Origin of the sequence: Emcibacter nanhaiensis, assembly GCF_006385175.1 — a bacterium.
GTDB classification, from domain to species: domain Bacteria; phylum Pseudomonadota; class Alphaproteobacteria; order Sphingomonadales; family Emcibacteraceae; genus Emcibacter; species Emcibacter nanhaiensis.
The window spans coordinates 253,335-277,731 of record NZ_VFIY01000004.1 but is presented as its reverse complement, the minus strand read 5'-3'; the positions used below and the strand labels follow the sequence as shown (position 1 = coordinate 277,731).

Sequence of the window (24,397 nt, the reverse complement as noted above, 5' to 3'; positions counted from 1 at the left end):
TTTTGTCCTCACGTCCGCACGCCGGCCATCTGCCGGATAGCGGCGCATATTTCCAGTGTTGTCAGTGCGTCCTGTGCCGAAGTTTTAAGGGTTTCGCCGCCCCCCAGATAATTGGCGATGTTGTCCGCCAATTCCACAAAGGTCCTGTTGCGGCCGGTATCGATGGTCTCTGCGTTGCGCACCGGCACGCCATCCTCGCCCAGTTTCCGGATCACCAGCCGGTCGCCGAAATCAACCATGTCGATGACGGATTTCTCCATGACCAGGCGAAACTCGAAAAACTGAAAATCGCGAACATCGGTCCCGGCAAGGTGCAGGTGCAGGTCACTAGCCGTCCTGAGGCCTGCGCTTATGGTCGGGTCATCTTCCCAGAAATCATGTTCCACCTGACCGGCATGGGTCACGGTGAGGTCGCCGAAAAACATCCGGAACAGGTCAACCATATGGGAACCGTTGTTATAGAGACCCTTGTTGTACCAGCCGGTCCCCCGCTGCAGCCGGCCAAATTCCCCGTCGGCAATGCGCCGGGCCAGATCCTGGAAGGCCCTGTTCCAGCGCCGGGTGTAATTGACCGTCAGCGCGGTTGAACTCCCAAGATATTTTTCAACGACTGCCCGGCTGCTTTCAATCCCGTCCGTCAAGGGTTTTTCACAGATCACCAGCTTAATGTCCCTGTCCCGCATCAGCGTCAGGTGCTGCTCATGAAATTTTGTCGGACTGCAAATGCAGACCACATCCGGCATCAGATCCGACAAAGCCCTCTCGAGCTCGCTGGCGGCCTCGGAAATATTCCACAAAGCGGCGAATTTCCGGGCCTTTTCCTGATCAGGATCATAACAGCCGACAACCTTGAACCTGTCATCCAGCCCGAAAGCCTTGGCATGGGTCTGCACCACATCGGGGCATTGCGGATCGGTTGCGTCATAACCGCCGGCAATGGCTCCGCAGCCGATGATAAAAACCTTGTACGGTTCCACAGGCGCGCTCACACCTTCACCCTGCCGATCTGCCGGTTGAGGGCGGCGATTTCCGGATGCTCCTTGAAGAAATCCAGAATATCCGCCAGAGTAAACTCGGGATCTTTCGGATAAAGATGATCAAACACCGCCTCGATCAGCTGGAAATCTTCCGGCGTATCCAGGGTGATAGAGACCTCCGGCGCCCGCAGATGTTCCGGCGCGCCGATAAATTTAACGCTGTACAGGTCCAGATGCTGATAGATGAAGCGGCTCACATGCTCCAGGTCCAGCGGATCGTCAGTGCGGCTGAAGGCATCGTCGAGGACGGCAGTCCTGAAGACCTGCACCGAACAGCCGATCGGATAGGTTTCCGCGGTGTCGAAAGTCAAATAGTTGAAGTTGGACAAATAATCCACGCCGCTGTCAAGATAAGCCTCAACCGCTTCATCGATCAAAGCCGGGTCCATCAGCGGACAGTCGCCGGTCAGTTCAACAATGATATCCGCCTTGTGCGCCTTGGCCGCCTCCAGCACCCGGGACATGACATTGTCCTCGCTGCCCCGGTAAAACCCGACGCCAAGCCGGTTGGCTTCCTCCACAATGACATCATCAGTCACATTGACCGTGGTCGCAATCACCACCTCGTCAATATGCCGAGCCCGTTGCACGCGCTCGACCATCAGCGCCAGCATGGACTTGCCCTGGCACTCCTTCAGCACCTTGCCCGGCAGGCGGGTCGAGGTCATGCGCGCTTCGATGGTGGCGACGATATGCTTGTTTCCCGGCATGAATTCTGCCTTACTTCTTCTCAAAAACCCACCAGGTGAAGTTATCCAGCCCGGTGATCCGCTTCCATTCGAAGCCGTAGTCCAGCAGTTTCAGATCGGGGAAATTGTCCATCCAGAAACCGCCGAAGTCACATTTGAACAGTTTGTTGCTGTGGCCGCGGTATTCGATCATTTCCTGCTTGTCGGAGAAATATTCGATGCAGACCACATATTTGCTGGTCGCCCGGTGGATCCGTTTGCAGGCGGCCAGAAGATCATCCGGGTGGATATGGATCATCACCGTACAGGTAAAGGCCATATCAACGGCGCCATCCGCAAGATCAAATTCCGACGCCACCCCTTCAATGGCGTTGCCCGGGGCGACCACTTTGTCGTCAACCAGGATCTTGCGCGCCTTTTCATTGGGTTCAACCGCGACCATCTCGGCATCCGTCAGAAGATTGAGCGCGCGCAGGTTGAGGCCGATGTTGGAGCCAATCTCCAGAATCCGTTTCGGCATTTCATCCCGCATCGGGGCGATGATCCGGCTCCACATGGCGAGACGATTGCGCAGGTGTTCGGCATCGGCCGCGTTGCGATCAATATATTCGTCCCCGAATTCCCCACGCCAGAAGGACGTCTGCTCGGTATTTGATGTATTCATTTCCAGTTCCTGACTACCGGACTAACCGGTTCATTTTACATAAGGATTTTGCGCTACAGAGGCATTAATTTCAAGTAATTCCGGCTTGTCGGAAAACAGTTGCTGCAGGTCTTTAAAATTGAACTCGGGTTTCGCCGGATAGAGTTCCTCGAAAACCCGGGCAGCAAACTCGTAATCCCGTTCTTCATCGACCACCAGCCGCCAGTGGCGCAGGCTTGGCAGATGGTCCAGCATCAGGCAGCCATATTGTTCCGGTCGCCGCCAGATATAGGGGGTCACATGCTCTTGTTCATACTCGTCGGTATCCGCCTCATACACCTCGCGCAACAGGTCCATGGACAGGACCTCGGTATCGAAGCCCAGCGGAAACCCCCGGTCCATGGGCAGGCGGGCATAGCGGGCACCGGATTGCCGGTACGCGGCCAACAATGCGCCGGAGATATCCGGATCGATAAACGGGCAATCTGACGTCACCCGCAGCAACGTCCCGGCCCCGACCGCCTTGGCCGCCAGAAAGGTCCGCTCCAGCACATTGGTCTCCGATCCCTGGAAGAAGGAAACGTTCTTAAGTCCGCTGACGAATTTCACCAAAGGGTCCTGGGCCGCGTCATCAGGCATGGCGATAGAGACCTCGTCCACCCCTGCAATACGGCTGCAGCGCTCGATGACATGTTCGAGAATAGTTTTTCGGGCCAAAGGCTTAAGCACTTTTCCCGGCAACCGGGAAGAGGTCATCCGGGCCTGGACTATCACTACGATCTTATCCGCTCCGGGCATAATTCCCCCCTGAAAAAATATCACCCAGCATGGCTTTGAAGATGATCCAGTTGGCCCGGAGCACCCGGCCAATGCGCGGGGTATCCACGCGCTCGCGCACCGGCATATCGAGCTGGGCGATCTCGATCCCGTCGCGCGCCGCGGTCAGGGTGACGCCGGTGCCGATGGTCGGGTGGCGGAAAATATGGATATAGCCCTTCAACACAGCCGTGTCATAGGCTTTCATGCCGCACAGGATGTCGCCAATTCCCCAGCGGGCCTTGGTATAGAGCCGGAACAGCGCCTCGGACAGGCGCGCCGGTTTGGGGCGCACCCCAATGGAAATAGCTGCTTTTCCGTCCTCGATCGGTTTGACCAGTTGAGGAATAAATTCCGGGCAATGCTGGTTGTCCGCATCAATGGAAAGGCATATTTTATACCCGGCTTCGATGGCGCGGGAAAAACCGCTGAACAGGGCCATGTCATAGCCCTGGTTTACAGGATGGGACACCACCTCGGCGCCGGCCTCCTGCGCAATCTGTGCCGTCTTGTCCGTGGAACCGTCGTCCACCACAATCACATCACCAAAGGGCCGCACCGCCTGCACCACAGTGGCAATGGTGCCCTCTTCATTAAGCGCCGGAATGATGATGGCGATATGCTTTCGTTCTTCAGTCATAGGATCTTACTTCAAATCACCCCAGGTGATATGTTCCCCCTCTTCGATATCCTTTATTAACACCCGGCCAAGGCATTTACTGAGCTCATAGGGCGCAAGGGCGTCTTCCGGACAGGGACGCAGCGGAAACAGGTCCCCCTCACTTATGGTTTCGCCGGACGCCAGGTCCCGTGTCGCGCGCAGGCCCCGGCGCTGCAGGACAACCGTATCCTTTTCATTGTCTTCAACCTTTTTGACGCCGTCGCCAATGGACAGGGAAAGCCCCTCCGGGTCATCGCACAGACTCTCCACAAGCTGGTATTTCTCGTCCCATGACATGCCGTCAGCAATCAGGTCATCCAGCTCCGCCGTCTTCTCCACCATCAGTTTCCAGCTTTCCGGATTCATGGAGAAAGGATGGTCCGGACCAACCAGATTATTATCCAGGGTATAATGTTTCTCGATGGATCGGGCGCCATACAGGCCGACCGCGCCCAGCACCGTGCTGTGTCCGTGGGTATGGTCGGACAGGCCGAGAGAGACCCCGGGAAAGGCCTTGGCAAAGCTCTCCAGCACCTTGAGATTAATGTTCCGGAACCTTTCCAGGGTGACGTCCCTGGGCTCATCCAGTTTGGCCGTATAGTTGGTATTGCACTGCATGAGGATCAGCTGGTCGGTATGCTTCAGAGCCGCACCCACGGCAGCTGTCACTTCGGCCATGGTCGAAGCGCCGGTCGCCATGATAAACGGCAGCCCGGATTTGGCCATGGCCTCGATTTCCTCATGCCAGGTGATATCGCCGGAACCCATTTTCCAAGCGGAAACAAAAGGCTGCAGCTGCCTGACCAGTTCCAGGGAATAAGGCGCGGTAAAATAGTCAATGCCGGCATCGGCACAGGTGTCCCGCAGGGTTTCGGTCCAGGTCACCGGCAGAGCGGCATCCTCATAGATCTCGAAGATGCTTTTGTCCCAGCCCTCCTGATGAGAAAATTTGCCGCCCATCTGGCGGAAGCCCTTGTCGGAGACAATGGACTTGGCGAAAAAATTCTGGAACTTGGCCGCCCGGGCGCCGTTTTCGGCACAGGAATAGATCAGGTCCTTGGCCTTTTCCAGGTCGCCGTCATGGTTGGCAGCGATGTCGGCGATGAAATAAACCGGTTCATCCGGGCCGACGTAATGAGTTCCGATTTTGATCCGGTTGGTCATAATTTTTCGATCTCTTCCTGCAAACTAGGCAATTTTATCCCGCTTTTCTGTTCAAAAAAGGCCACATTCAGCCTCAGATCCCTTGGCCTGACAGCCCGCCCGGCCATATCCGAGCTGTTCACAATCGTCACATTTGAGGCATCCAAGCCCTTATATTCCGCCAGTTTCAGGGCAAAATCCTTTTTGCTCATGCCGTCATGGGACCCGATATTATAGGTTCCGGTCAGTTTCTTCCTGTAACATTGTAGCAAAAGCTGTGCCAAAGTCTCCATATGCAGGGGAGAAAACAGCACATCCTGGAAAAGGCTGATATGTTTGCCTTCGGCAAAAGAATTTGTGAAAAAATCACTCAGGCTCGATCGTCCCGGCGTCCGGGAAGGGCCGACGATATTTATGCGCGCGATCAGGCTGTTCGGATGCCGTCGGGCCGCTTCCTCGCCCTGATATTTGCTGGCGCCATATTGATTAACCGGGTCAACCTGCCCTTCCGAAAAAAGGCCCGGCCCGTCCGGGTATACCTGATCCGTCGAGACATAGATCAAATAGCAGTCTGACCCGCTTACGGCTTCGACAAGATGGGCTGTTGCCGTGACATTGGCCGCATGGGCTTCGTCCGGATGCTCTTCGCAATAATCCACATTTGTCATCGCCGCCAGATGCACGATCACATCGGGATTTATTTTTTCAACTAATTCAAGGACTTCGGCTTTGTCTGTCAGGTCGCAGGGATACTCCGCATCCTTTCTCGATGTCGTCATAACGTCCCCGCTCCCGGAAAATGCCTCCACAATATAGGGAGCCAGCAAACCGGAACCGCCTGTGATCAATATTTTCATCGATAGACTTCTGCCATAAAAAAACCCACCTGATTATGTCAGGCGGGTTTCTATTTGGAAAACTTTTTTTGCAGGTCAGGTTTCAACATCAACAACGATACCTTCTGCACCTTCCTGTTCCCGATAATAGGCCAGGAATTTCAAAATTTCGTCTGCCGGCCACTGGCGGACCACTTCGCCGGAGGATTTGTCAACGCCTTGGTATACAAAAATACCGGTGGCATCATCCTGGTCGATCCGCAGTGTGGTGTTGGGAAGTTCCTGTGGCAGGGAGGCATTAATGACTTCCTCAGCCTTTTTCAGGAATTCCTGGATACTTTCAGCATTCAGGGACGAAGAATCCTCTTCCGCAGCCTTCTTGAGTGCTGCAGTGATCTGACTTTCCTGTTCCGCTCCGGACCCTGGAGTTTTTTTCGTGTCTTCAGTTTTATATAGAGCTGCCGTTTCTTTTACATTATTTAAACTGCCATAGCTTTCTGCATTCTTGGCAATTCCAGCTCCAGGGACCGACGGACTTATAGCAATACCGTCAACCATCGTTCTTCTCTTACTTTGTTTTTATCTCTATCGACACGGCAAACTCATTCTGCCTTTGCCATGCCAAAAGTCTTTTTTACTTACTTCAAATCAACTTAAAAAAATCTATCAAGGGAATAAAGCAAAAATTGTGTTTTGGCGGAATGGTTTCCACTCCGCCAAAACAACAGAGCTTTTATTAGCCGAAGAGTGAGAGTACAGAACTCGGCTGCTGGTTCGCAATCGACAGGGCCTGCAGACCAAGCTGCTGTTTAACCTGTAGCGACTGCAAATTCGCACTTTCTCGGGCCAGGTCGGCATCCACAAGGTTACCGATACCAGTCTCGATCGAGTCTGACAGTTTGCCTACGAAAGTCGTCACTGATTCGATACGTTTCGCACCGGCACCAAGCACCGCCAGAGAGGCGTTCACTGTATCCAGAGCAGAGTCAACCAGGGTCACAACACCGGCCGCACTGGCGGAGGTGGTGATGGACTTACCGGACAGACCCAGTGTGCCTACGTCGATGTCCTGAGCAGCAATCGTAATAGAGGAAGTAGCGTCCTGGTTAACGATCGCTGTAATATCGTCAGAACCACGCAGAGCGTTAATACCGTTGAATTCAGCGTTGGCAACGATCGTGTCGATCTGGTTACGCAGTTCGCTAAATTCGTTGTTCAGCAGTGTACGCTGGGAAGCATCAATACCGGTATCGGCAGCAGCCACAGCTTTTTCCTTCAGCTCGATGAGCAGGTCGGAAACAGCTTCGGCACCGGCCAGAGCAGTATCAATCGCACCAGTAGCACGGCTCAGGCTGTCTTTCACAGCGTTCAAACCGGAAATTTCAGCACGCTGAGACTGAGCGATAGAATAGATCGCAGCATTGTCTTTAGCGCTAGCCACTTTCAGACCGGTGCTGATCCGGTTCTGAGTAGTAGCCAGGTTGGAATTGGTTTTGTTGAGAGTCTGAAGGGCGACGAGAGCGCCCGCATTAGTATTGACTGAAAAAGCCATTATAAATCTCCATTCTGAGAGTACTATTAAACAGGACTTTTTGTCCTGCCGGGCATTCTACCCGATCCCGTAAACTGACTATGGTGTCCTTCTGACAACCCAGTTCACAGGATCAGGTTACGTGTAACATGTAAACGAAAGGTTAACAAGAATATTAATGTTTATCTATTTCGAAAAAACTTATTTAAAACAGATATTTAATCGGAAAAAAACTTAAAACCGGCAGTTTTTATAGTGTTTCTGCCGGTTCGATTTTAAGAAATATTAATGGAAAAGTTAAATGGTCGTAGAGGTAAAAGGCTGTGTTGGCGCACCAGCCGACTCTTCCCGGGCTGCCCCGGAGGATGACAGTGACGCCTGGGCGGCCAGACCATCCATGATGTTCCGGTTGATGGTAATCAAAGCGTCCACATTTTCTTCGCCCTTGGCGACCTGTGAACTATATTTACTTACCCAGATTGACAAAGAGACGATCTGTCCCCGCAGGATATCAGGAAGCTTGTTTCCCTCAACGGCACAATCTGTCGCCAGGGTTGACCACAGCCGCCGGTTCCAGTGCAGGGCTTCATGCAGGCGCTTGTCTGTTGTAGGGAGCTCCCTGGCGTCCATAAGAGCGCGGGTAACCTGGGTAAAAATCCGGTATTCTGTCTGAGATGCCGTTTCAGTTGCCTGTTGTGTCTTCTGGTACGCTTCCAGGGACATAATTCAGTCTCTCTTTCTCATATACAAACAGTTTCTTACACTTATTGAGGGCCTTGTAATACTCACCCTCCATAACATCCTGGCTGATTGCGACACAAAGCGCCTTAGCTTCGGGATCTTCGACTACACCAAGAAGCTCTGTCATCCTGAGAACAAACTTCTCGTAATATCCCTTGCGACCTGCCTCGTCCATGTACATCAGCATGATGGGGAAATACACATGCCGGACCGGTGTATTCACTTCGTCCGGCTGCATGATATCCTTTTCCCTCAGCAGCGATGCCTTATTCTGCAAGACAAGTGTTGCACGCCTGTCCCCATTTACAATAACAGCCCCGTTTACGACAAATTTCTCACCGGGTTTCAATGACAATTTCAAAGCCATTTGTTATCTTTCTTTTTATGTTCCTGACAAACAACGATGTTCCCGCCAGAAGCATAACTGTTATTTTGCATTTTCACAAATAGGTGGTTAACATAATGTGAATTTTTTTATTAAAAAATATTGTCCTGTTAAAACAATTACTAACACTGCCCCAAGTACCAGCCCGGACATCAAGGTTTAAGCTACATGGCTCGAAAAGCAAATAATTCCAACGCATTACCCCCTGCAAAAACGAAAGGCCAATTTACAAAATATTTTCGCAAAGGGAACTTTCACTATTCAAAAGGTGAATATGCAACTGCAGCCAAATTCCTTAACGCGGCCTGGCAGTATGATGACAGTATCCCCGAAATCACCATCCAGCTTGCTGATTGCCTGTTTCAGATGGGACGGCAAAACCAGGCCCTCGATTTGCTGATCTATACCTGGCAGAAACATCCCGACAAAGCCGACATCTGCACCGTCATCGGCTCTGCAGCGCTCAGGATGAACTTCTTCGACTTGGCGCTGAAAGCCTATGATCACTATACAAAGCTTCAGCCGAATGATCCCAAGGGATATGTCAACCTGGCCACGGCATTGCGGGAAAATAATCAGCTGGATGAGGCCATCACACTTCTTCAGGAAATTATTCCCATTTACCCCGAAAACGATGAAATGTGGAATGCGCTGGCGGCGGCAGTCCAGCTGCGCGACGGGCCGGAAAAATCCCTGGTCTTTTTTGAAGAGTCCTACAGGCTGAACCCGACCAGCCGGCAGATCCTCAATAACCTCCCGGGCATATATTATGACCTCGGCCAAATTGACAAGGCCAAGGAACTGGTGCTTGCCTGCCTGGAAAGATACAGCGACTTTGCGTCCCCTCACCTGCTGTACTCAAAAATCCTGCTTAATGAAGGCAACCTCAGCAAGGGCTGGAGCGAGTATAAATGGCGACACCATTCGACCAACCCGACGGCCTGCCTTCTCCCCTATAAAACCGACTATTGGAACAAGGGCATAGATATAGAAGGGAAAACCCTGTTGCTCAGCGCGGAACAAGGTGTTGGCGATGAGTTGCTGGCTACACCGGTCTACCGACAGCTGATCGATAGGGTCAAGCATCTCTATATCGGGTGTGACCGAAGACTGGTCCCCCTGTTTGAGACATCCTTCCCGGAAGCCACAATCCTGCCCTATGGGGTTTACGCCCTGAGCGACGGCCGGCGCGGCCGGAACTATAAGGACCTGACTGACGAGCAGGTTGAACAGATTGATTATATGTGCTTCAACCTGGACGCCGTTTCAAACCTGTGGCAATCCGTCGACGACATAAAGCCCATGGAGCAAATTCTGGACACGAGTGCCGGCTTAAAAGAGAAATGGGCGGCAGAGATCGAAAAACTTCCCAAAAAACTGAATGTCGGGATCTGCTGGCGAAGCGGCATATTGCACGCCCAGAGGAAAACAAGTTATACGGAACTGGATAACTGGCTGCCTATTCTGAAAAATGAAAACGTCAATTTCATCAATGTCCAGTATGGCGACTGCGCCGCGGAACTGCAAAATATCGCGGACAACCACGGCATAGAAATCCATAACTTTGAAGACCTGGACCTGAAAGATGATTTCGCCGGCACGGTTGCCCTGATGCAAAACCTCGACCTGGTGATGGGGCCGACAACCACGCCGGTTGCCGAGGCTGCCTGTGGGGGCACCCCGGTATGGTGGCTCAGCAACGGCCACCCCTGGTGGACATTTGGCCAGCAAAACCCGCCCTGGCTCACCAAGGGGTTGGTCTATGACAAACAACCCGCCCAAGCCTGGCCTGACTTCATGAAAGATATGGGAACAGTTTTTGATGATTGGGTCAAATCCAGCCTGCCGGGCAAGTAAGCCGATATTTCATCGAAGCAAACCTCTATTCGGGAAACCTGCACAGGATTAAAATGGCCAAAAAATCGGAAAAAAACAGCGGCACGTTGGCCCCCGCGCGAAATCGGGGACAATTCAATAAATACCTGCAAAAAGGCAATCAGCTTTTCAGCCGGGGCGAATATTCACAGGCACTTGCCTTCCTGAATGCGGCCTGGAACTATGACGAGTCCAACTCCCAGGTCGGGGTTCAGATCGCCAACTGCCTGTTTGAAATCGGCGAAAAAGCCAAAGCCATAAATGTCTTGAGCTATGTCTGGCAAAAAGCACCCGAAAATTCGGATGTCTGCACGGTAATTGGCGGCGCTGCCACCAAGATGAATTTCCATGACTTGGCGCTTAAGGCCTATGAGCATTATACCCGGCTCAACCCGAACGATCCCAAAGGCTATGTAAATTTTGCGGCCGCCCTCAAGGAAATAGACCAGTTCGACAAGGCCATTGACCTGTTGCAGAATGTTATCCCCATATTCCCCGAGCATGCCCCGCTGTGGCTTGCCCTGGCCAGTGTTGTGCACCTTCGTGACGGTCCGGAAGCGAGCCTGGTTTTCTATGAAGAGGCCTACCGGCAGGCCCCTGACGACCGCTTGGTCCTGTACAATCTGCCAGCGGTCTACCTGGATCTCGGCCGGCTGTCTGATGCCAAAAAAGTCGTGCAGGAATGTATCAGTAACTACAGCGAATTTTCCTACCCTCATCTCCTCTATGCCAAGATCCTGATGAGTGAAGGAAACCTGCAACAAGGCTGGGAAGAGTATAAATGGCGCCACCATCCGGGCAGCGCAGCCTCCTGTGTCCTGCCCTATGACATTCCCGCCTGGGAAAGCGGCATGGATATCACCGGCAAGACCCTGCTGATTTCTGCAGAACAGGGTGTCGGCGACGAGATTCTCGCAACGCCGGTCTACAAGCAGATTGTCGAGCAGGCCGGGCAGGTCTATATCGGCTGCGACGAACGGCTGGTTCCCCTGTATAAAAACTCTTTTCCCGACGCTGAAATCACACCCTTTGACGTCTTTATGACTCCGGAGGGAAGAAACGGTCGCCTGTATCCAGACCTCAGTCCGGAAGATATTGAAACCATCGACTATTATTGCTTTTGCCTGGATGCCCTGGCGAACGTGTGGAGAAAGCCGGAAGACATCAAGCCTCGTGAGAAAATCCTGCTTCCTTCAGATGCCCAGACGGAAAAATGGCGCGCGCGGCTGGAGGATCTGCCGCATAAGCTGAACGTGGGCATCTGCTGGAAGAGCGGCACCATGCATGTCCAGCGACAACTGCATTATCCGCCCCTGGAATACTGGCTGCCCCTACTCCAAAACGGGAAGGTCAATTTCATCAACGTTCAATATGGTGACAACCGTGACGAGCTTGCGGCATTCTTGATGAAACATGATATTGAAATTCACGACTTCGAGGACCTGGACCTGAAGGATGACTTTGACGGCACCGCTGCCCTGATGTCCTGCCTGGACCTGGTGATCGGTCCGGCCACAACCCCCGTGATTCAGGCCGGCTGTACCGGCACCGAGGTCTGGTGGCTGACCAATGGCTACCCCTGGTGGACCTTTGGTCCCCAGGACCCTCCCTGGCTGGAGAGAGGCCACATCCATGCCAAGGACCCAAACCAGCCCTGGCCAGCCTTCATGACGGAAATGCAGGGCACCTTTGAGAGCTGGGTGACTTCACAGACGTCAGTAAAATAAATTCTTTGACCAGCTTTCGACCTTTGATTAACCTTTGACAAATGATCTAAAACGGGTGTTTGAAAATGAAGTTTAAGGGTACCGATACCTATGTAGCAACCGAAGACCTGATGGTTGCCGTTAATGCCGCCATGACCTTGCAGCGTCCTTTGCTCATCAAGGGCGAACCGGGCACCGGCAAAACCGTGCTGGCCCATGAAGTGGCCAAAGCCACCGGCAAGAAACTGCTGGAATGGCACATCAAGTCCACTACCAAGGCCCAGCAGGGCCTGTATGAATATGATGCCGTGTCCCGCCTGCGCGATTCCCAGCTGGGCGATGAAAAGGTCAAGGACATCAGGAATTACATCAAGAAGGGCAAGCTGTGGGAGGCCTTCGAAGCCGGTGAATCCCCGATCCTGCTGATCGACGAGATTGACAAGGCCGACATTGAGTTCCCCAACGACCTGTTGCAGGAACTGGACCGGATGGAGTTCAACGTCTATGAGACCGGTGAAACCATCAAGGCCGAGCAGCGCCCGCTGGTGATCATCACCAGTAACAATGAAAAGGAACTGCCGGATGCGTTCCTGCGCCGCTGTTTCTTCCATTACATCCAGTTCCCTGACCGGGACACCATGCACCAGATTGTCAATGTGCATTATCCGGACATCCAGAAGATGCTGGTCCGCGAAGCGCTGAACCTGTTTTACGACATCCGCGAGGTGCCGGGCCTGAAAAAGCGCCCGTCCACCTCCGAGCTGCTCGACTGGCTCAAACTGCTGATGGTGGAAGACATGCCGGTGGATGTGCTGAAAAGCAAGGATCCGAAGAAGCTGATTCCGCCACTGCATGGCGCCCTGCTGAAAAACGAGCAGGATGTGCATCTGTTCGAACGCCTTGCCTTTATGACAAGGCGGGAAAACAAATAACCCTGCGGCAAAGCAATGCAATCCTCTTCTTCCATCTCCAAACAGGCCGCCGCACAGTCCCGGAAATTGTTCCAGAAGGGCCAGTCGCTTTATCAAAAGCAGGCCTACGCCAGAGCCGTTGAAGTCCTGGAAAGCGCTAAATCCCTGGGACTTGCCTCAAGCGAACTGTCACTTCTGTTGTCCGACTGTTATATGAAACTGGGGCAGCTACAAAAAGGTACGGACATTTTGTTGCAGGCAGCAAGCCGCGATGAAAATAACCCGAAAATTTGCCAGACCGCCGGACATGCCTGTCTCCGTCTGGGGCTGGACGACCTGGCTGTAAAATTCTTTGCCAGGAATCTTCAACTTAGCCCCGGCGATCCCAAAGCTTATTATCATTACGCCAACGCCTTGCAACAGGCGGTTCGGATTGACGAGGCAATTGAATTGTTGCAGGAGATTATCCCCATTTATCCCGACCAGGATTACCTCTGGGACAGCCTTGGCAATTCCGTCGCCCTGCGAGACGGACCGGACAAGGCCCTGGTGTTTTTTGAGGAAGCATTGAAGCTGAATCCCGACAACGGTACCATTTATAATAATATTACCCAGGCCTATGAAAGTGTCGGCGACTATGAGCAGGCGCTGAATCATGCCAGGAAAGCAGTCAAGTTACTCCCCAATTCCCCTGAAGCCCATATGAACCTCGCTACCAGCCTACTCATTTCCGGACATTTAGCGGAAGGCTGGCAAGAGTATGAATGGCGTAAAAACCTGCAAAAGCCGGGCGCCCGCAGGATGCCGGACCACATACCGGCCTGGCAGGGCGAGGACCTGGCCGGAAAAACACTGTTGATCGGCGGCGAACAGGGTGTCGGAGATGAAATTTTTCTGTGCGGGCTGTATTACGGCCTGATCGACCAGGCCGACAAGCTGTACATCGGTTGTGATGAAAGGCTCCTGCCGCTATACAAGGCCTGTTTCAAGAATGCGGAAGTCGTCGCCTATAAGGACAGCAAGGACCGCAAAACCGGACAGTTCATCAGACATTACCCCGATCTGAAAAACACTGAAATTGATTATTTCTGCCTGAATTTTGATCTATTCAAAATCTTCTGGCAAAAGAAGGAGGATTTGGACCGGCACAAAGCGCGCCGGCTGGAGATCCCCGCAGATATCACTTCGGACTGGCAGGCCAGGCTGGGCGAACTTCCTTCGCAAAAAAATGTCGGTTTTAGCTGGCGAAGCGGCAAGATCACCGTCTCCAGGTCACTGCAGTATGCACCGCTCTCGGAGTGGGCAGAACTCATCAAGCAAACACCAAATACAAACTTCATAAACCTTCAATATGGGGAATGCCGGGAGGAACTGGAGGAACTGGAAAAACTGTCCGGGCAGAGAATCTACAGTTTCCCCGAATTGGACCTGAAAGATGATTTTCTCAACAGTGCAGCCCTGATGTCCTGCCTGGACCTTGTCGTCGGTCCGGCCACAACCTGTAACACCCTGGCGGTGAATACCGGCGTAGAGACGTGGTGGCTGTACTCCGGCGACCCCTGGTGGCTGATGGGAACAAACAACCCGCCCTGGCTGGAAAACGGCCATGTCTTCTCGAAAAATATGAATGAAAAATGGTCAGATTTCATGGGCAAAATATCCGACCGTTTACGACGGCACCTTTAATCTGATAAAAAATATACCCTGTTACCGCCAGCAACCACTATGAACAGAGACCAGCATGTTTGTTAATTTCTTCCTTGAACTGAGAGAGCATGGCGTTCCCGCTTCGCTGCGGGAATATCTCACCCTCATGGAAGCCATGAAGCAGGGACTGGCGGACTATTCCATTGACGACTTCTATTACCTCAGCCGGGCGACCCTGGTGAAGGACGAGCGCAATCTCGACAAGTTCGACCAGGTGTTCGGCCATCATTTCAAGGGCCTGGAAGCCCCGGTCGGTGAGGATCTGGTGGCGGATATCCCGGAAGAATGGCTGCGCAAGCTGGCGGAAAAATTCCTCACGCCGGAGGAAATGGCGGAGATCGAGGGTATGGGCGACTGGGAGAAGCTCATGGAAACCCTGCAAAAGCGGCTTGAGGAACAAAAGGAACGCCATCAGGGCGGCAACAAATGGATCGGCACCGCCGGCACCTCCCCCTTCGGCGCCTACGGCTATAACCCGGAAGGCGTGCGCATCGGCCAGAAGGAAGGCCGCCATGGCCGGGCGGTCAAGGTCTGGGACAAGCGCCAGTATAAAAACCTCGATGACAATGTCGAACTCGGCACCCGCAACATCAAAGTGGCGCTCAAACGCCTGCGCCGTTTCGCCCGCGAGGGGGCCGCCAGCGAGCTGGACCTGCATGATACCATCCACAGCACCGCCAAACAGGGCTGGCTTGATATCAAGATGGTGCCGGAACGCCACAATGCGGTAAAGGTCCTGCTGTTCTTTGACGTCGGCGGCTCTATGGATCCTTTCATCAAGATTTGCGAGGAACTATTCTCTGCCGCCCGTACTGAATTCAAGAATATGGAATATTTCTATTTCCATAACTGCCTGTACGAAAAGGTATGGAAAGATAACAGCCGCCGACATACCCGGAAACTCAACACCTGGGATATCCTGCACAAATATCCCCATGACTATAAGGTGATTTTTGTCGGCGATGCGTCCATGAGCCCCTATGAAATTGTCTATCCCGGCGGCAGTGTGGAACATTACAATCCGGAAAGCGGCGAAGTCTGGATGCGCCGCACCCTGGATATCTACCAAAGCGCCGTCTGGCTTAACCCCGTGCAGGAAAAATACTGGGACTATACCCAGTCCATCTCCCTGATGAAGGAACTGATGGGAGATCGCATGTATCCGCTTACCCTGTCCGGCCTGGAGGCCGCCATGAAGGAACTGAGCCGGAAAAAATAAAAAAACCCGTCCGTTTCTTGCCGACTTCGATTGAAATGACCTTCTCCCCAATTTAGGATAGTCGTCCAAACATCTTAAGAGGAGGTCGTTGACATGAAGAAAATTCTCGCCATCGCCGAACAGCTGCCGGACACCCCTTCCCTTGCGCTCGACAAAGCCCTGCAGTTTGCCGAGCGCGGCAATGCAGAAGTTCATATCCTGTCCCTGGTATATGATGAAACCTTCGATCATCCCGAGCTGATCACCCCGGAAGAAGCAGAAGCCCTGCAGCAAAAACTGATGGGTCAGGCACAAACCCGCCTGGAAAAGCTGATCGCCGGAAAGAAGAACGTTACCGGTGAAGTCAACTGGGGCAAAAACCTGGCGGACGCCGTTGAATATAGCTGCGAAAAGGAACCGCGGGACCTGATTATCAAAACCGGGCACCGCTCGGAATCCCTCCTGCATCGGCCATCAGATTTCCACTTGCTGAATCTGCCGTCCACCCCGGTCATGATCGTCAGTGCAGAAAGCTGGCGCTCAAAACCGGTGGTTCTCACCACTATCGACTTTTCCAGCGACGACGCAGACCAAATGGCCCTCAATGACAAGGTCCTGACCCATGCAAAGGAATGTGCCGAACTTCTGGACGCCGACCTGCACTGCTGCTATGTGGTCACCTATAGTGCAGCCCTGGCGGACCTCGACATGATCAACAAGGACGAGATTTTCCGGCGCTTCAAGGAAAAGCAGCTCGGCAAACTTGAGGAATTTGTCGGGTCTTACGGCATTCCCCCGGAAAACCTCCATGTCAAGGCAGGAAAGATCGAGAAAGTCGTCCCCTCCATCGCCAACCGCCTGAAAGCGGAACTGGTCGTCCTCGGCACCCACCGGCGCAAGGGGCTGGCCCGCATGGTCCTCGGCAACAGCAGCGAAAAAATCCTGAAAATCCTGCGCACCGACATCCTGGCCATCAAGCCGGACTAATTTTTAGGGTTAAAAAAAGCTCCCGGCAACCACCGGGAGCTTTCTATATTCAGGTATATGTATTCTGCTATCGGGTGCGGTATTTCTCAATCGCCGCATCCAGGGACTTTTTCAGTTCAGTCCCGATTTCGCCGCCATCACCTTCAATACGGTCCTTGATCACAACGCGCATGGCGTCGATATGGGCTTTGATGATTTCCACATGACTGTCGCCCATACCGGCGTTGGGGCCGGTAAAGTTATACAAGCCGTCGGCAAAATCCGTAATCAACTGGTAGCCGAAGGTGCCACCCTGCCCTTTCATATCATGGGCGATGGCATTGATTTTTTCGAAATGGGCCTTGCGAAACTCCGGGCTGTCCACACAACGGCGGTGTTCCTCTGCCAGACTGTCGATCAGGGTGGAGACCCAGTCGGGATAGTCCTCCGCCATTTCCTGCAGAGCCGCCTGGGCTTTTATCATCATGTCTTCGTCAAAGGAGACATCATCGGCGTTTACATTTCCAAGGCCGATCGCTTTTTCTTTCAGCTTGTTCTTCAGGCGATAGTAGCGAACCTTTACCGGCTTAGCCATTGACTACTTCCACTTCTTCACTTTCATAAGTTAGTTTACGACGATCCTCACCTTCAATGGGAATCACCTGGCGCCGCCGGTCCGGCCCGAAATAAGTCGAGGTATGGACAAACTGACGGGGTTTCATGATCACTGAAAAGATCTTGTCTGCCAGGGCATTGATAGAAAAGGGTTTGGACATGAATTCGTTGACGCCCATTTCGCGAGCTTCCTGCACCCGGTTTGGCTCCGAATAGCCGGTCAGCATGATAAAAGGCACGAAACGATCCGGAGATTCCTTGTGCCGGCGCACCCAGCGCAACAGCATCATTCCGTTCACCGGAGACATTTCCCAGTCGGAAATGATGATGTCCACACTCATCATGCCCGCTTTCATCGGATCATCGGCCACCTGTTTGAGAAAGTCGATGGCTTCGCCGCCATCTCCGACTGATTTAATGGTTCCCACACCGAGTACGCGCAGGCTGTTGACGATCAAAGAGCGGATAAACTGGCTGTCTTCTACCACCAGAATGCTAATCCTGCTCAGATCCAAATTACTCATGCTGAAATCTACCTTTTTCCTCTATGTCTTTGAGGCAATCTTGTGGGATTAGGGTAAATAAAGTGTGAAATTTATCTGGAAAACCATCATTTTTATCTGCAGTTAGCTGTATCAGGCCGCATAGTCGGCTGTCCGCCTGCTGATCTGCGCCTGCAGGTCCTGACGAAGCCCCAGGTGAAACAGGGCCTCAGCCACCAGGAAACTGGGGGCCATGAAAATCTGGAATAAATTGTCCACAAGAGCGGGTTTCCGGCCCTCAAAAACATGGCCGACCAGTTGAAAAATCCAGCCGCCAACGAACAGGACGGCAAACCAGGCCCAGCCCGCCAGATCCGCCGTCGGCGCGACCTGCATCGACAGCTGTAGCAAGGGGATAAACAGAATGGCGGAAATCAGCCCGATCACAAAATCGGACACCAGATAGAACAGTAAAACAACCGCGACGAATAACATGGCAAAAGTGACCTGGAAGCCGTTGAGGGTAAACAGATCTATCCAGGAAAAGGCAATAAACAGAGACAGCACAATTGACGGCACCCCGATATAGTGAGTGAGTTGATTCCTGCCATCCTTGTGATAAGCGGAATACATGGCCATTTGCTGGACGAAAAAATTCTTCATATTCATATCCCCTTTGAAACATCCCTTTTTATTCTTGTAATATTTATATCATAGATCAGGTGATCGTCCCAATTTATCCTCATTAATAATTTATCCTTAATGCATGCGCAGCAGTTGCCCCCCTATGAGGAGCCTGATAGAATGCGCCGCATTGTCTAACAACCAGAAAAATGACACCAGAATGAGTGAACAGAGCACATCCCAGGCAGAGGAAACCATTAATCAGGACGGACAGAAGGAAACGGATCAGGTGGTTACCCCCCACCCGTCATCCCTGAGGCAAAATCGCATTAATATCACCCGGGAAGCCGGAGCCAAATCCTGGTTCAAGAACTACTGGCCCATGCTGACCTCCAGCATTCTTTCCATCGCCTGGATTGCCGCCTGCGTCAGCCTGTTCCTGTCCTCCGACCGGCAACTGGACCGGATGCCGCTCTATGAGATGGCCGGACTTCTGGCCGGCGCCATGCTGCCCCTGATGGTCATCTGGCTGATTACCCTGACATTTTTGCGCGTGACCCCACTGCGGGAAGAACGGCTTGCCCTCTCCTCAGGACTGGAAAACCTGTTGTCCCCGCTGGACATCGCCCAGAAACGGGTGGAGACAATCGTTGCCAACCTGCACAAGGAAATCAAACATGTCGAGGCGGCCGGTGAGATCGCCCAGTCCCGCATCGAAAACCTGGAAAGCCGTTTTCAGGAACAGATCTCCTCTCTGTTTGACGCGACGACCACAGCAGAAGAGCGCACCAGGGCGTTTCAGGAACTGATGGGTACCGAACGGGAGTCCCTGACCAAACTCAGCGGAGAGATTAACGTCCAGCTCAAAGAGCTGGAAACCGTCTTCAGTCAGCTCAAATTCGACAGTGAGACCATCACCAACACGACCCGCAAGAATTCGGAAAAAGTCAGCAACGAAATTGTCTTCCAGAAAAAGACCCTGGACGAACGCGCCCAGCAGATTGAAGCCCGACTGGACGCGATGGGTGAAAAACTGAAGCAATTGACTTCTGAAATGGATCGGTCGGTCGACAGCTCAGGCGAAAAACTGACCGGCCTGTCCCGGGAAATTGACGCCCGCGGCATCGCCCTGACCAAGACGGTCGAGTTACTGCAACAGCAAACCGGGGAAATCTGCGCCAAGCTGGATGAGCAGGCCGACACCATGGGCAAACTGACCGGACAGGCGGCTGCCGACAGCGAGCGTTTAACCGGTTTGCTCAAAACCCAGGCGAATGAACTTTCGACTGTTGCCGCTGGCGCCCTGGCGCAGACGGCGGAAGCCGGCGAGAGCTTCCAGAGCCACGCCGCCAACCTTGGGCGTCTTTTCTCGGAAGTGGCGGAAAAAGGCAATATGCTGATGGAAGAAAGCAGCAGCAGGTTTGCCGAAAACACCGATCAGATACAGGCCATCATTAACGAGTTTTCCGCCAATCTCGCCGAACAGATCGAAGACAGCACGCGCCGGATCAACACCCAGAACGAAAGCCTGGAACATTCCCTCGCCGCCCGCATTTCCAATGCCGAGGAAATCCTGGAAAACCAGGCAGAGGTGATCCGCGAGGGCCTGAAGCTGCAGGCCGAGGAAATCCAGTCCATCCTCAACGGCAATACCGAACAGATCGGCCAAGCCATCCAGGGCTCCCTGATGGATATCCAGAAACATTCTGAAACCATCGGCCAGCAGGTCGAGGCCAATGTGACCAAGCTGAACGAAAATATCAGCCTGATGGACAGCCAGGGCAGCCGCTTTGAGGAACTGTCCGAGACCTATCGCACCCAGCTTGAACAATCCGAGGAAAAACTCAAACAGCAGCATGACAGCCTGACCGGAAACATTACCACGGTGACAGAACATATCGGCCTTGCCATTGATAAGCTGAAGGACCAGTCCTCCGACCTGGGCGCCCACGGCCAGGCGATCATCGACAACATCCTCAGCCAGACCGAACAACTGGCCACCCATGTGAAGGAGATCCGCCAGCGCGCCGAAAGCAGCCTGCGGGACATGCAGGAGATCGAAGGCAATATCGGTGAACAATTGAGCGCAGCGGAAGCGAAAACCGGCCACATCACTGAAGACTGGCGCAAAACGTCAGACTATATCGGCGCCAAATGTACTGAAACCATCAATCACCTTGGGACACTGACGGAACGGCTGAAGTCGCTGGAGGTTGATAACAACCGGACCGCCGAGACCGCGGAAGCCAACATCAAGCGCATCTCCGATGAGTTGCAGCATGCCTCGGAGAGCATCTATCTTGCCTCTGCCAGCGCCATTGAAGCGGCCGACGAGACCAACAAGGTCATTGAGCATCACAATGAAAAATTCCAGCAGCTGATCAAGTCTATCCAGCTGTCCAGCAACAGCGTTGTCGCCGATGCCGAAGCCTTTGAGAAGAAAATCAGCCAGAAATCCGGCAGCGGTTTCTCATCTCTCGCCTCCCGGGTGATGGAGCAGTTGCAGTCCTTCGCCATCGATATCGGCCGCTATGTGGATGAAGATGTTTCCGACGACCTCTGGCAGCTCTATATCAAAGGCGATAAAGGCGCCTTTCTGCGGCGTCTGAAAAAAGTCAGTGACCGGAAAATCCAGAATAAAGTGGCGGAAAAATGCAAAGACGATCCCGACTTCCGTCGCTATGTCCAGGATTATATGGAGAATTTCGAGGACTTGATGGCAAAGGCCATGGCCAGCAACAATAATTCACCCTTTGCCGTGGCGCTGATTTCTTCCGATGCCGGCAAGGTATACTTGGCGCTGGCCCAGGCCGTTGGAAAACTTTCATGAAATATATAACCGGGCTTTTGCTGCTGGCTTTTCTGCTCGGTGGGTGCGACCAGAAGAGTGATGTCGGGACCACCGAAAAGAAAGCCTATCCCCCCGTCCACCTGAAAATGGCCAGCAGCTACCCGTCCAGCCTCGGCCTTCTGGGGGCCGGGGGTAAACGGGTTGAAAAGCAGATCAAGCTTATTTCCAACGGCAATGTGACCATCAGGTTTTTCGAACCCGGGGCCCTGGTGCCCAACCTGGAAATTTTCGATGCGGTGTCCTATGGCGCCCTGGATGCGGGCTGGTCCGCCCCGGGCCTGTGGAGCGGCAAGGTCCCTTCCCTCCAGCTGTTCAGCGCCGTGCCCTTCGGCCCCAACGCCCCGGAATATCTGGCTTGGTTCTATGAAGGCGGCGGCAGGGAAATCTTCGACGAGATTTACGCCCGACATAATATTCATAGTCTCATTTGCGGATTGAGCCCGCCGGAAGCTTCAGGCTGGTTCCGCGAGGAAATCAAAGGCCTCGACGATCTCAAAGGCATGAAAATCCGGTTTTACGGCCTCGGCGCCCGGGTTCTCAGCAAACTGGGCGTCTCGACCCAGCTTCTGGCCACCGGCGATATTTTTCCGGCCCTTGAGCTCGGCACCATCGACGCCACGGAATTTTCCATCCCCTCCATCGACCTGCAGATGGGTTTCAGCCAGCTCGCCAAGCACTACTATTTTCCCGGCTGGCACCAACAGGCGACCTTCTTCGAACTGATGATCAATCTGGACAAGTGGAACAGCATGAGCCCGACCCAACAGGCCCAGATTGAAAGCGTCTGCGCCGATAATATCAAATACACCCTGGCCCGCGGCGAGGCCGAGCAGGCTGATGCCCTCGAAGAGCTGAAAAGGCAGGGAGTCCAGTTCCACAAATGGCCGGACGATATTATGCAGGCGCTGGACTCCGCATGGCAGGACGTCGTCCGGGAAGAGACAGCAAAAGACCCCGATTTCAAGCGGGCCTGGGACTCCCTGAGCGCTTTCCGGGCGAAATATAAAATCTGGAAAGAACTGGGAAATCTTGACTGATCTCGCCAAAATAGAAAAGTCGCTGTCCGGCTTCATCACTTCAATCGGCAGAGCCTCCTCCTGGCTGGTCATTGCCATGATGCTGGTCATCGTGTTCGATGTGATCAGCCGACGTTTTTTCGTGATCGGGTCAATCAAGCTTCAGGAGCTGGAATGGCACCTGCACGGCATTCTGTTTCTCTGTTGCTTGGGCTTTACCTACCTGAAGAATGCCCAGGTCCGTGTCGAACTGCTCCGGGAAAAACTGTCGCCGCGCCTCCAGGCCTGGATCGAAATCGTCGGCTGTCTGTTGTTCCTGATCCCCTACTGCCTGGTGCTGGTGTATTTCGGCTTTGATTTTGCCCACCGGGCGTTTGTCGGCAACGAAGTGTCGTCCGCGGCGGAAGGACTGCCCTTTCGCTGGATCATCAAGGGGTTTATTCCGCTTGGCCTGAGCCTGCTGGCGCTGGCCGGCATTGCTGTGATACTGCGCAATATGATCTTTCTCTCACACGGGGAAGACGGCAATGGCTGAGTTGATTGAGTTCCTCCCGCTGCTCATGTTCCCGGTGCTCGGCCTGTTCCTGTTCAGCGGCTATCCCGTCGCCTTTGTGCTTGGCGGTACCGGGCTTTTATTCGGCCTGATCGGCATGTCCCTGAATGTCTATAACTTCAAGGAATTCTTCCTGATCATTTCCCGCATCTACGGCGGCGTGGTGGAAAACCTGGTCCTGATTGCCGTGCCGATGTTTATCTTTATGGGGATCATCCTGGAACGCAGCGGCATCGCCCGCGACCTGCTGCAGTCACTGCAGATCCTGACCCGGCGCATTCCCGGCGGACTTGCCCTGTCGGTCACCCTGCTCGGCACCATTATGGCCGCCACCACCGGCATCATCGGCGCCAGTGTGGTCATGATTACCCTGATGGCCCTGCCCATCATGCTGGAACAGGAGTATGACAAAGCCTTTGCCACCGGCACCATTGCCGCCTCCGGCACCCTGGGCATCCTCATACCCCCCAGCATCATGCTGGTGATCATGGGCGAGCTTTTGGCCACCTCCGCCGGCACCCTGTTTGTCAGCGCCCTGGTGCCGGGCCTGATGCTGGCCCTGCTTTATGTCATATTCATCCTGATCAAAAGCTGGCTTAACCCGGAAATTGCCCCGTCCGTCAGCACACAAAAGCCGCTGCTGGACGACAGGTTCGGCGGCAGCCCCCTGCCGGACGCCAATCCGGTGGCCCTGCTCCTGAAGAGAATTCTTCCGCCGCTGACATTGATTTTCCTGGTCCTCGGCTCGATCTTTGCCGGCTTCGCCACACCGACAGAAGCCGCCGGCGTCGGCGCCTTCGCCGCCCTGATCCTGGCCCTGATCAAAAATCGCCTGAATTTTTCCGGACTCGGTAAAATGTGCGAAGAAACCGCCAGCACTACCGGCATGGTGTTTGGCGTGTTTATCGGCGCGACGGCCTTTTCCTATGTTTTTCGCTCCCTGGGCGGCGATGACCTGATCATTCATTTCATCCAGTCCATTGCGGCCGGACCCTGGATCATCCTCGGCGGCCTGATGCTGATGATCTTCCTGTTGGGGTTCTTCTTCGACTGGATTGAAATCACCCTGATTATCCTGCCGGTGTTCGCCCCCATCGTCAGCGCCCTTGATTTCGGCCCGCATCTGGCATCCTCGGACATAATCGTCTGGTTCGCGATCCTGACCGCCATCAACCTGCAGACTTCCTTCCTGACCCCGCCGTTCGGTTTCGCGCTGTTCTTCACCAAGGGCGCGGCGCCGGACAGCGTCAGCATCAGGGACATCTACCGCGGCGTGGTGCCCTTCGTCCTGCTGCAGCTGATGGGTCTGCTGCTGGTCATGCTGTTCCCGCAGATTGCCCTTTGGCTGCCGCAACTATTACTCAAATAAAAAAGCCGCCTCAGTGAGGCGGCTTCGAAATCGGTATTTATC

Annotated in this window: 24 protein-coding genes; 10 read left to right on the top strand and 14 right to left on the bottom strand. The window is 53.6% G+C overall.

Annotated elements, in window-relative coordinates:
* Positions 1–8 precede the first annotated feature (8 nt).
* From FIV46_RS01735 to flbT, 11 genes are all read right to left on the bottom strand, one after another.
* Entirely contained in the window at positions 9–989 is a 981-nt protein-coding gene (locus FIV46_RS01735; protein WP_139938076.1) for a Gfo/Idh/MocA family protein, read from the bottom strand.
* Entirely contained in the window at positions 986–1,747 is a 762-nt protein-coding gene (locus tag FIV46_RS01730; protein WP_139938075.1) for a cytidylyltransferase domain-containing protein, read from the bottom strand. The genes FIV46_RS01735 and FIV46_RS01730 overlap by 4 nt, the downstream gene beginning before the upstream one ends.
* Positions 1,748–1,757: 10 nt before the next feature.
* A complete protein-coding gene (locus tag FIV46_RS01725; protein ID WP_139938074.1) occupies positions 1,758–2,390 on the bottom strand; it encodes a pseudaminic acid biosynthesis-associated methylase in 633 nt (210 codons plus the stop codon).
* A 30-nt stretch (positions 2,391–2,420) separates the two neighbouring features.
* Positions 2,421–3,167, bottom strand: a complete 747-nt coding sequence (locus FIV46_RS01720) for a cytidylyltransferase domain-containing protein (RefSeq protein WP_139938073.1) — start codon at positions 3,165–3,167, stop codon at positions 2,421–2,423.
* Complete coding sequence (locus FIV46_RS01715) at positions 3,151–3,825, bottom strand: glycosyltransferase family 2 protein (RefSeq protein ID WP_139938072.1); 675 nt, start codon at positions 3,823–3,825, stop codon at positions 3,151–3,153. The genes FIV46_RS01720 and FIV46_RS01715 overlap by 17 nt, the downstream gene beginning before the upstream one ends.
* Positions 3,826–3,831: 6 nt before the next feature.
* Positions 3,832–5,010, bottom strand: a complete 1,179-nt coding sequence (locus FIV46_RS01710) for an N-acetylneuraminate synthase family protein (protein ID WP_139938071.1) — start codon at positions 5,008–5,010, stop codon at positions 3,832–3,834.
* Positions 5,007–5,846, bottom strand: a complete 840-nt coding sequence (locus tag FIV46_RS01705) for an SDR family oxidoreductase (RefSeq protein WP_139938070.1) — start codon at positions 5,844–5,846, stop codon at positions 5,007–5,009. The genes FIV46_RS01710 and FIV46_RS01705 overlap by 4 nt, the downstream gene beginning before the upstream one ends.
* Before the next feature lie 75 nt (positions 5,847–5,921).
* Positions 5,922–6,383, bottom strand: a complete 462-nt coding sequence (locus FIV46_RS01700) for a flagellar protein FlaG (RefSeq protein ID WP_139938069.1) — start codon at positions 6,381–6,383, stop codon at positions 5,922–5,924.
* Between the two features lie 178 nt (positions 6,384–6,561).
* Positions 6,562–7,377, bottom strand: coding sequence for a flagellin (locus FIV46_RS01695; protein WP_139938068.1), 816 nt, complete (start codon positions 7,375–7,377; stop codon positions 6,562–6,564).
* A 276-nt stretch (positions 7,378–7,653) separates the two neighbouring features.
* The gene (gene flaF / locus FIV46_RS01690; protein ID WP_139938067.1) at positions 7,654–8,079 is read right to left on the bottom strand and encodes a flagellar biosynthesis regulator FlaF; all 426 of its coding nucleotides are present in this window, start codon (positions 8,077–8,079) and stop codon (positions 7,654–7,656) included.
* Positions 8,039–8,464, bottom strand: coding sequence for a flagellar biosynthesis repressor FlbT (gene flbT / locus FIV46_RS01685; protein WP_139938066.1), 426 nt, complete (start codon positions 8,462–8,464; stop codon positions 8,039–8,041). The genes flaF and flbT overlap by 41 nt, the downstream gene beginning before the upstream one ends.
* Before the next feature lie 186 nt (positions 8,465–8,650).
* Between flbT and FIV46_RS01680 the strand changes: the two genes are divergently transcribed.
* The 6 genes from FIV46_RS01680 (at position 8,651) to FIV46_RS01655 (ending at position 16,866) form a co-directional block, all read left to right on the top strand.
* Positions 8,651–10,339: a tetratricopeptide repeat protein gene (locus FIV46_RS01680; RefSeq protein ID WP_139938065.1), complete on the top strand. Its 1,689-nt coding sequence runs from the start codon at positions 8,651–8,653 to the stop codon at positions 10,337–10,339.
* 53 nt (positions 10,340–10,392) lie between these two features.
* A complete protein-coding gene (locus FIV46_RS01675) occupies positions 10,393–12,084 on the top strand; it encodes a tetratricopeptide repeat protein (RefSeq protein WP_139938064.1) in 1,692 nt (563 codons plus the stop codon).
* A gap of 65 nt (positions 12,085–12,149) precedes the next feature.
* Positions 12,150–12,995, top strand: coding sequence for an AAA family ATPase (locus FIV46_RS01670; protein WP_139938063.1), 846 nt, complete (start codon positions 12,150–12,152; stop codon positions 12,993–12,995).
* 15 nt (positions 12,996–13,010) lie between these two features.
* Positions 13,011–14,660, top strand: a complete 1,650-nt coding sequence (locus FIV46_RS01665; RefSeq protein ID WP_139938062.1) for a tetratricopeptide repeat protein — start codon at positions 13,011–13,013, stop codon at positions 14,658–14,660.
* A gap of 55 nt (positions 14,661–14,715) precedes the next feature.
* Entirely contained in the window at positions 14,716–15,900 is a 1,185-nt protein-coding gene (locus FIV46_RS01660; protein WP_139938061.1) for a vWA domain-containing protein, read from the top strand.
* A 93-nt stretch (positions 15,901–15,993) separates the two neighbouring features.
* The gene (locus tag FIV46_RS01655) at positions 15,994–16,866 is read left to right on the top strand and encodes a universal stress protein (RefSeq protein WP_139938060.1); all 873 of its coding nucleotides are present in this window, start codon (positions 15,994–15,996) and stop codon (positions 16,864–16,866) included.
* A gap of 67 nt (positions 16,867–16,933) precedes the next feature.
* Here the strand turns inward: FIV46_RS01655 and FIV46_RS01650 are convergent, their stop codons facing one another.
* The 3 genes from FIV46_RS01650 to FIV46_RS01640 all read right to left on the bottom strand — a co-directional run bounded on the left by FIV46_RS01650 (position 16,934) and on the right by FIV46_RS01640 (position 18,605).
* Positions 16,934–17,440, bottom strand: coding sequence for a hypothetical protein (locus tag FIV46_RS01650; RefSeq protein WP_139938059.1), 507 nt, complete (start codon positions 17,438–17,440; stop codon positions 16,934–16,936).
* Complete coding sequence (locus FIV46_RS01645; protein ID WP_139938058.1) at positions 17,433–17,984, bottom strand: response regulator; 552 nt, start codon at positions 17,982–17,984, stop codon at positions 17,433–17,435. The genes FIV46_RS01650 and FIV46_RS01645 overlap by 8 nt, the downstream gene beginning before the upstream one ends.
* Before the next feature lie 111 nt (positions 17,985–18,095).
* Complete coding sequence (locus tag FIV46_RS01640; protein ID WP_181163009.1) at positions 18,096–18,605, bottom strand: Mpo1 family 2-hydroxy fatty acid dioxygenase; 510 nt, start codon at positions 18,603–18,605, stop codon at positions 18,096–18,098.
* 181 nt (positions 18,606–18,786) lie between these two features.
* Here FIV46_RS01640 and FIV46_RS01635 point away from each other — a divergent pair, with 181 nt between their 5' ends.
* From FIV46_RS01635 to FIV46_RS01620, 4 genes are read left to right on the top strand one after another with little or no spacing between them, the layout of a single operon-like run.
* Complete coding sequence (locus tag FIV46_RS01635) at positions 18,787–21,396, top strand: coiled-coil domain-containing protein (protein ID WP_139938056.1); 2,610 nt, start codon at positions 18,787–18,789, stop codon at positions 21,394–21,396.
* The gene (locus FIV46_RS01630) at positions 21,393–22,454 is read left to right on the top strand and encodes a TRAP transporter substrate-binding protein (RefSeq protein ID WP_139938055.1); all 1,062 of its coding nucleotides are present in this window, start codon (positions 21,393–21,395) and stop codon (positions 22,452–22,454) included. The genes FIV46_RS01635 and FIV46_RS01630 overlap by 4 nt, the downstream gene beginning before the upstream one ends.
* Positions 22,447–22,968 carry a TRAP transporter small permease subunit gene (locus FIV46_RS01625; RefSeq protein ID WP_219845820.1) on the top strand — a complete coding sequence of 174 codons (522 nt, stop codon included), beginning with the start codon at positions 22,447–22,449 and terminating at the stop codon, positions 22,966–22,968. Before FIV46_RS01630 ends, FIV46_RS01625 begins: the two co-directional genes overlap by 8 nt.
* Entirely contained in the window at positions 22,961–24,355 is a 1,395-nt protein-coding gene (locus tag FIV46_RS01620; RefSeq protein ID WP_139938054.1) for a TRAP transporter large permease, read from the top strand. Before FIV46_RS01625 ends, FIV46_RS01620 begins: the two co-directional genes overlap by 8 nt.
* Positions 24,356–24,397: the final 42 nt, after the last annotated feature.

Coding starts and splice junctions, on each gene's coding strand:
- FIV46_RS01675 (WP_139938064.1), top strand. CDS start 10,393: ATGGCCAAAAAATCGGAAAAAAACAGCGGCACGTTGGCCCCCGCGCGA.
- FIV46_RS01700 (WP_139938069.1), bottom strand. CDS start 6,383: ATGGTTGACGGTATTGCTATAAGTCCGTCGGTCCCTGGAGCTGGAATT.
- FIV46_RS01665 (WP_139938062.1), top strand. CDS start 13,011: ATGCAATCCTCTTCTTCCATCTCCAAACAGGCCGCCGCACAGTCCCGG.
- FIV46_RS01725 (WP_139938074.1), bottom strand. CDS start 2,390: ATGAATACATCAAATACCGAGCAGACGTCCTTCTGGCGTGGGGAATTC.
- FIV46_RS01650 (WP_139938059.1), bottom strand. CDS start 17,440: ATGGCTAAGCCGGTAAAGGTTCGCTACTATCGCCTGAAGAACAAGCTG.
- FIV46_RS01620 (WP_139938054.1), top strand. CDS start 22,961: ATGGCTGAGTTGATTGAGTTCCTCCCGCTGCTCATGTTCCCGGTGCTC.
- FIV46_RS01635 (WP_139938056.1), top strand. CDS start 18,787: ATGAGTGAACAGAGCACATCCCAGGCAGAGGAAACCATTAATCAGGAC.
- flbT (WP_139938066.1), bottom strand. CDS start 8,464: ATGGCTTTGAAATTGTCATTGAAACCCGGTGAGAAATTTGTCGTAAAC.
- FIV46_RS01645 (WP_139938058.1), bottom strand. CDS start 17,984: ATGAGTAATTTGGATCTGAGCAGGATTAGCATTCTGGTGGTAGAAGAC.
- FIV46_RS01710 (WP_139938071.1), bottom strand. CDS start 5,010: ATGACCAACCGGATCAAAATCGGAACTCATTACGTCGGCCCGGATGAA.
- FIV46_RS01670 (WP_139938063.1), top strand. CDS start 12,150: ATGAAGTTTAAGGGTACCGATACCTATGTAGCAACCGAAGACCTGATG.
- FIV46_RS01660 (WP_139938061.1), top strand. CDS start 14,716: ATGTTTGTTAATTTCTTCCTTGAACTGAGAGAGCATGGCGTTCCCGCT.
- FIV46_RS01695 (WP_139938068.1), bottom strand. CDS start 7,377: ATGGCTTTTTCAGTCAATACTAATGCGGGCGCTCTCGTCGCCCTTCAG.
- FIV46_RS01715 (WP_139938072.1), bottom strand. CDS start 3,825: ATGACTGAAGAACGAAAGCATATCGCCATCATCATTCCGGCGCTTAAT.
- FIV46_RS01655 (WP_139938060.1), top strand. CDS start 15,994: ATGAAGAAAATTCTCGCCATCGCCGAACAGCTGCCGGACACCCCTTCC.
- FIV46_RS01680 (WP_139938065.1), top strand. CDS start 8,651: ATGGCTCGAAAAGCAAATAATTCCAACGCATTACCCCCTGCAAAAACG.
- FIV46_RS01720 (WP_139938073.1), bottom strand. CDS start 3,167: ATGCCCGGAGCGGATAAGATCGTAGTGATAGTCCAGGCCCGGATGACC.
- FIV46_RS01640 (WP_181163009.1), bottom strand. CDS start 18,605: ATGAAGAATTTTTTCGTCCAGCAAATGGCCATGTATTCCGCTTATCAC.
- FIV46_RS01730 (WP_139938075.1), bottom strand. CDS start 1,747: ATGCCGGGAAACAAGCATATCGTCGCCACCATCGAAGCGCGCATGACC.
- flaF (WP_139938067.1), bottom strand. CDS start 8,079: ATGTCCCTGGAAGCGTACCAGAAGACACAACAGGCAACTGAAACGGCA.
- FIV46_RS01705 (WP_139938070.1), bottom strand. CDS start 5,846: ATGAAAATATTGATCACAGGCGGTTCCGGTTTGCTGGCTCCCTATATT.
- FIV46_RS01630 (WP_139938055.1), top strand. CDS start 21,393: ATGAAATATATAACCGGGCTTTTGCTGCTGGCTTTTCTGCTCGGTGGG.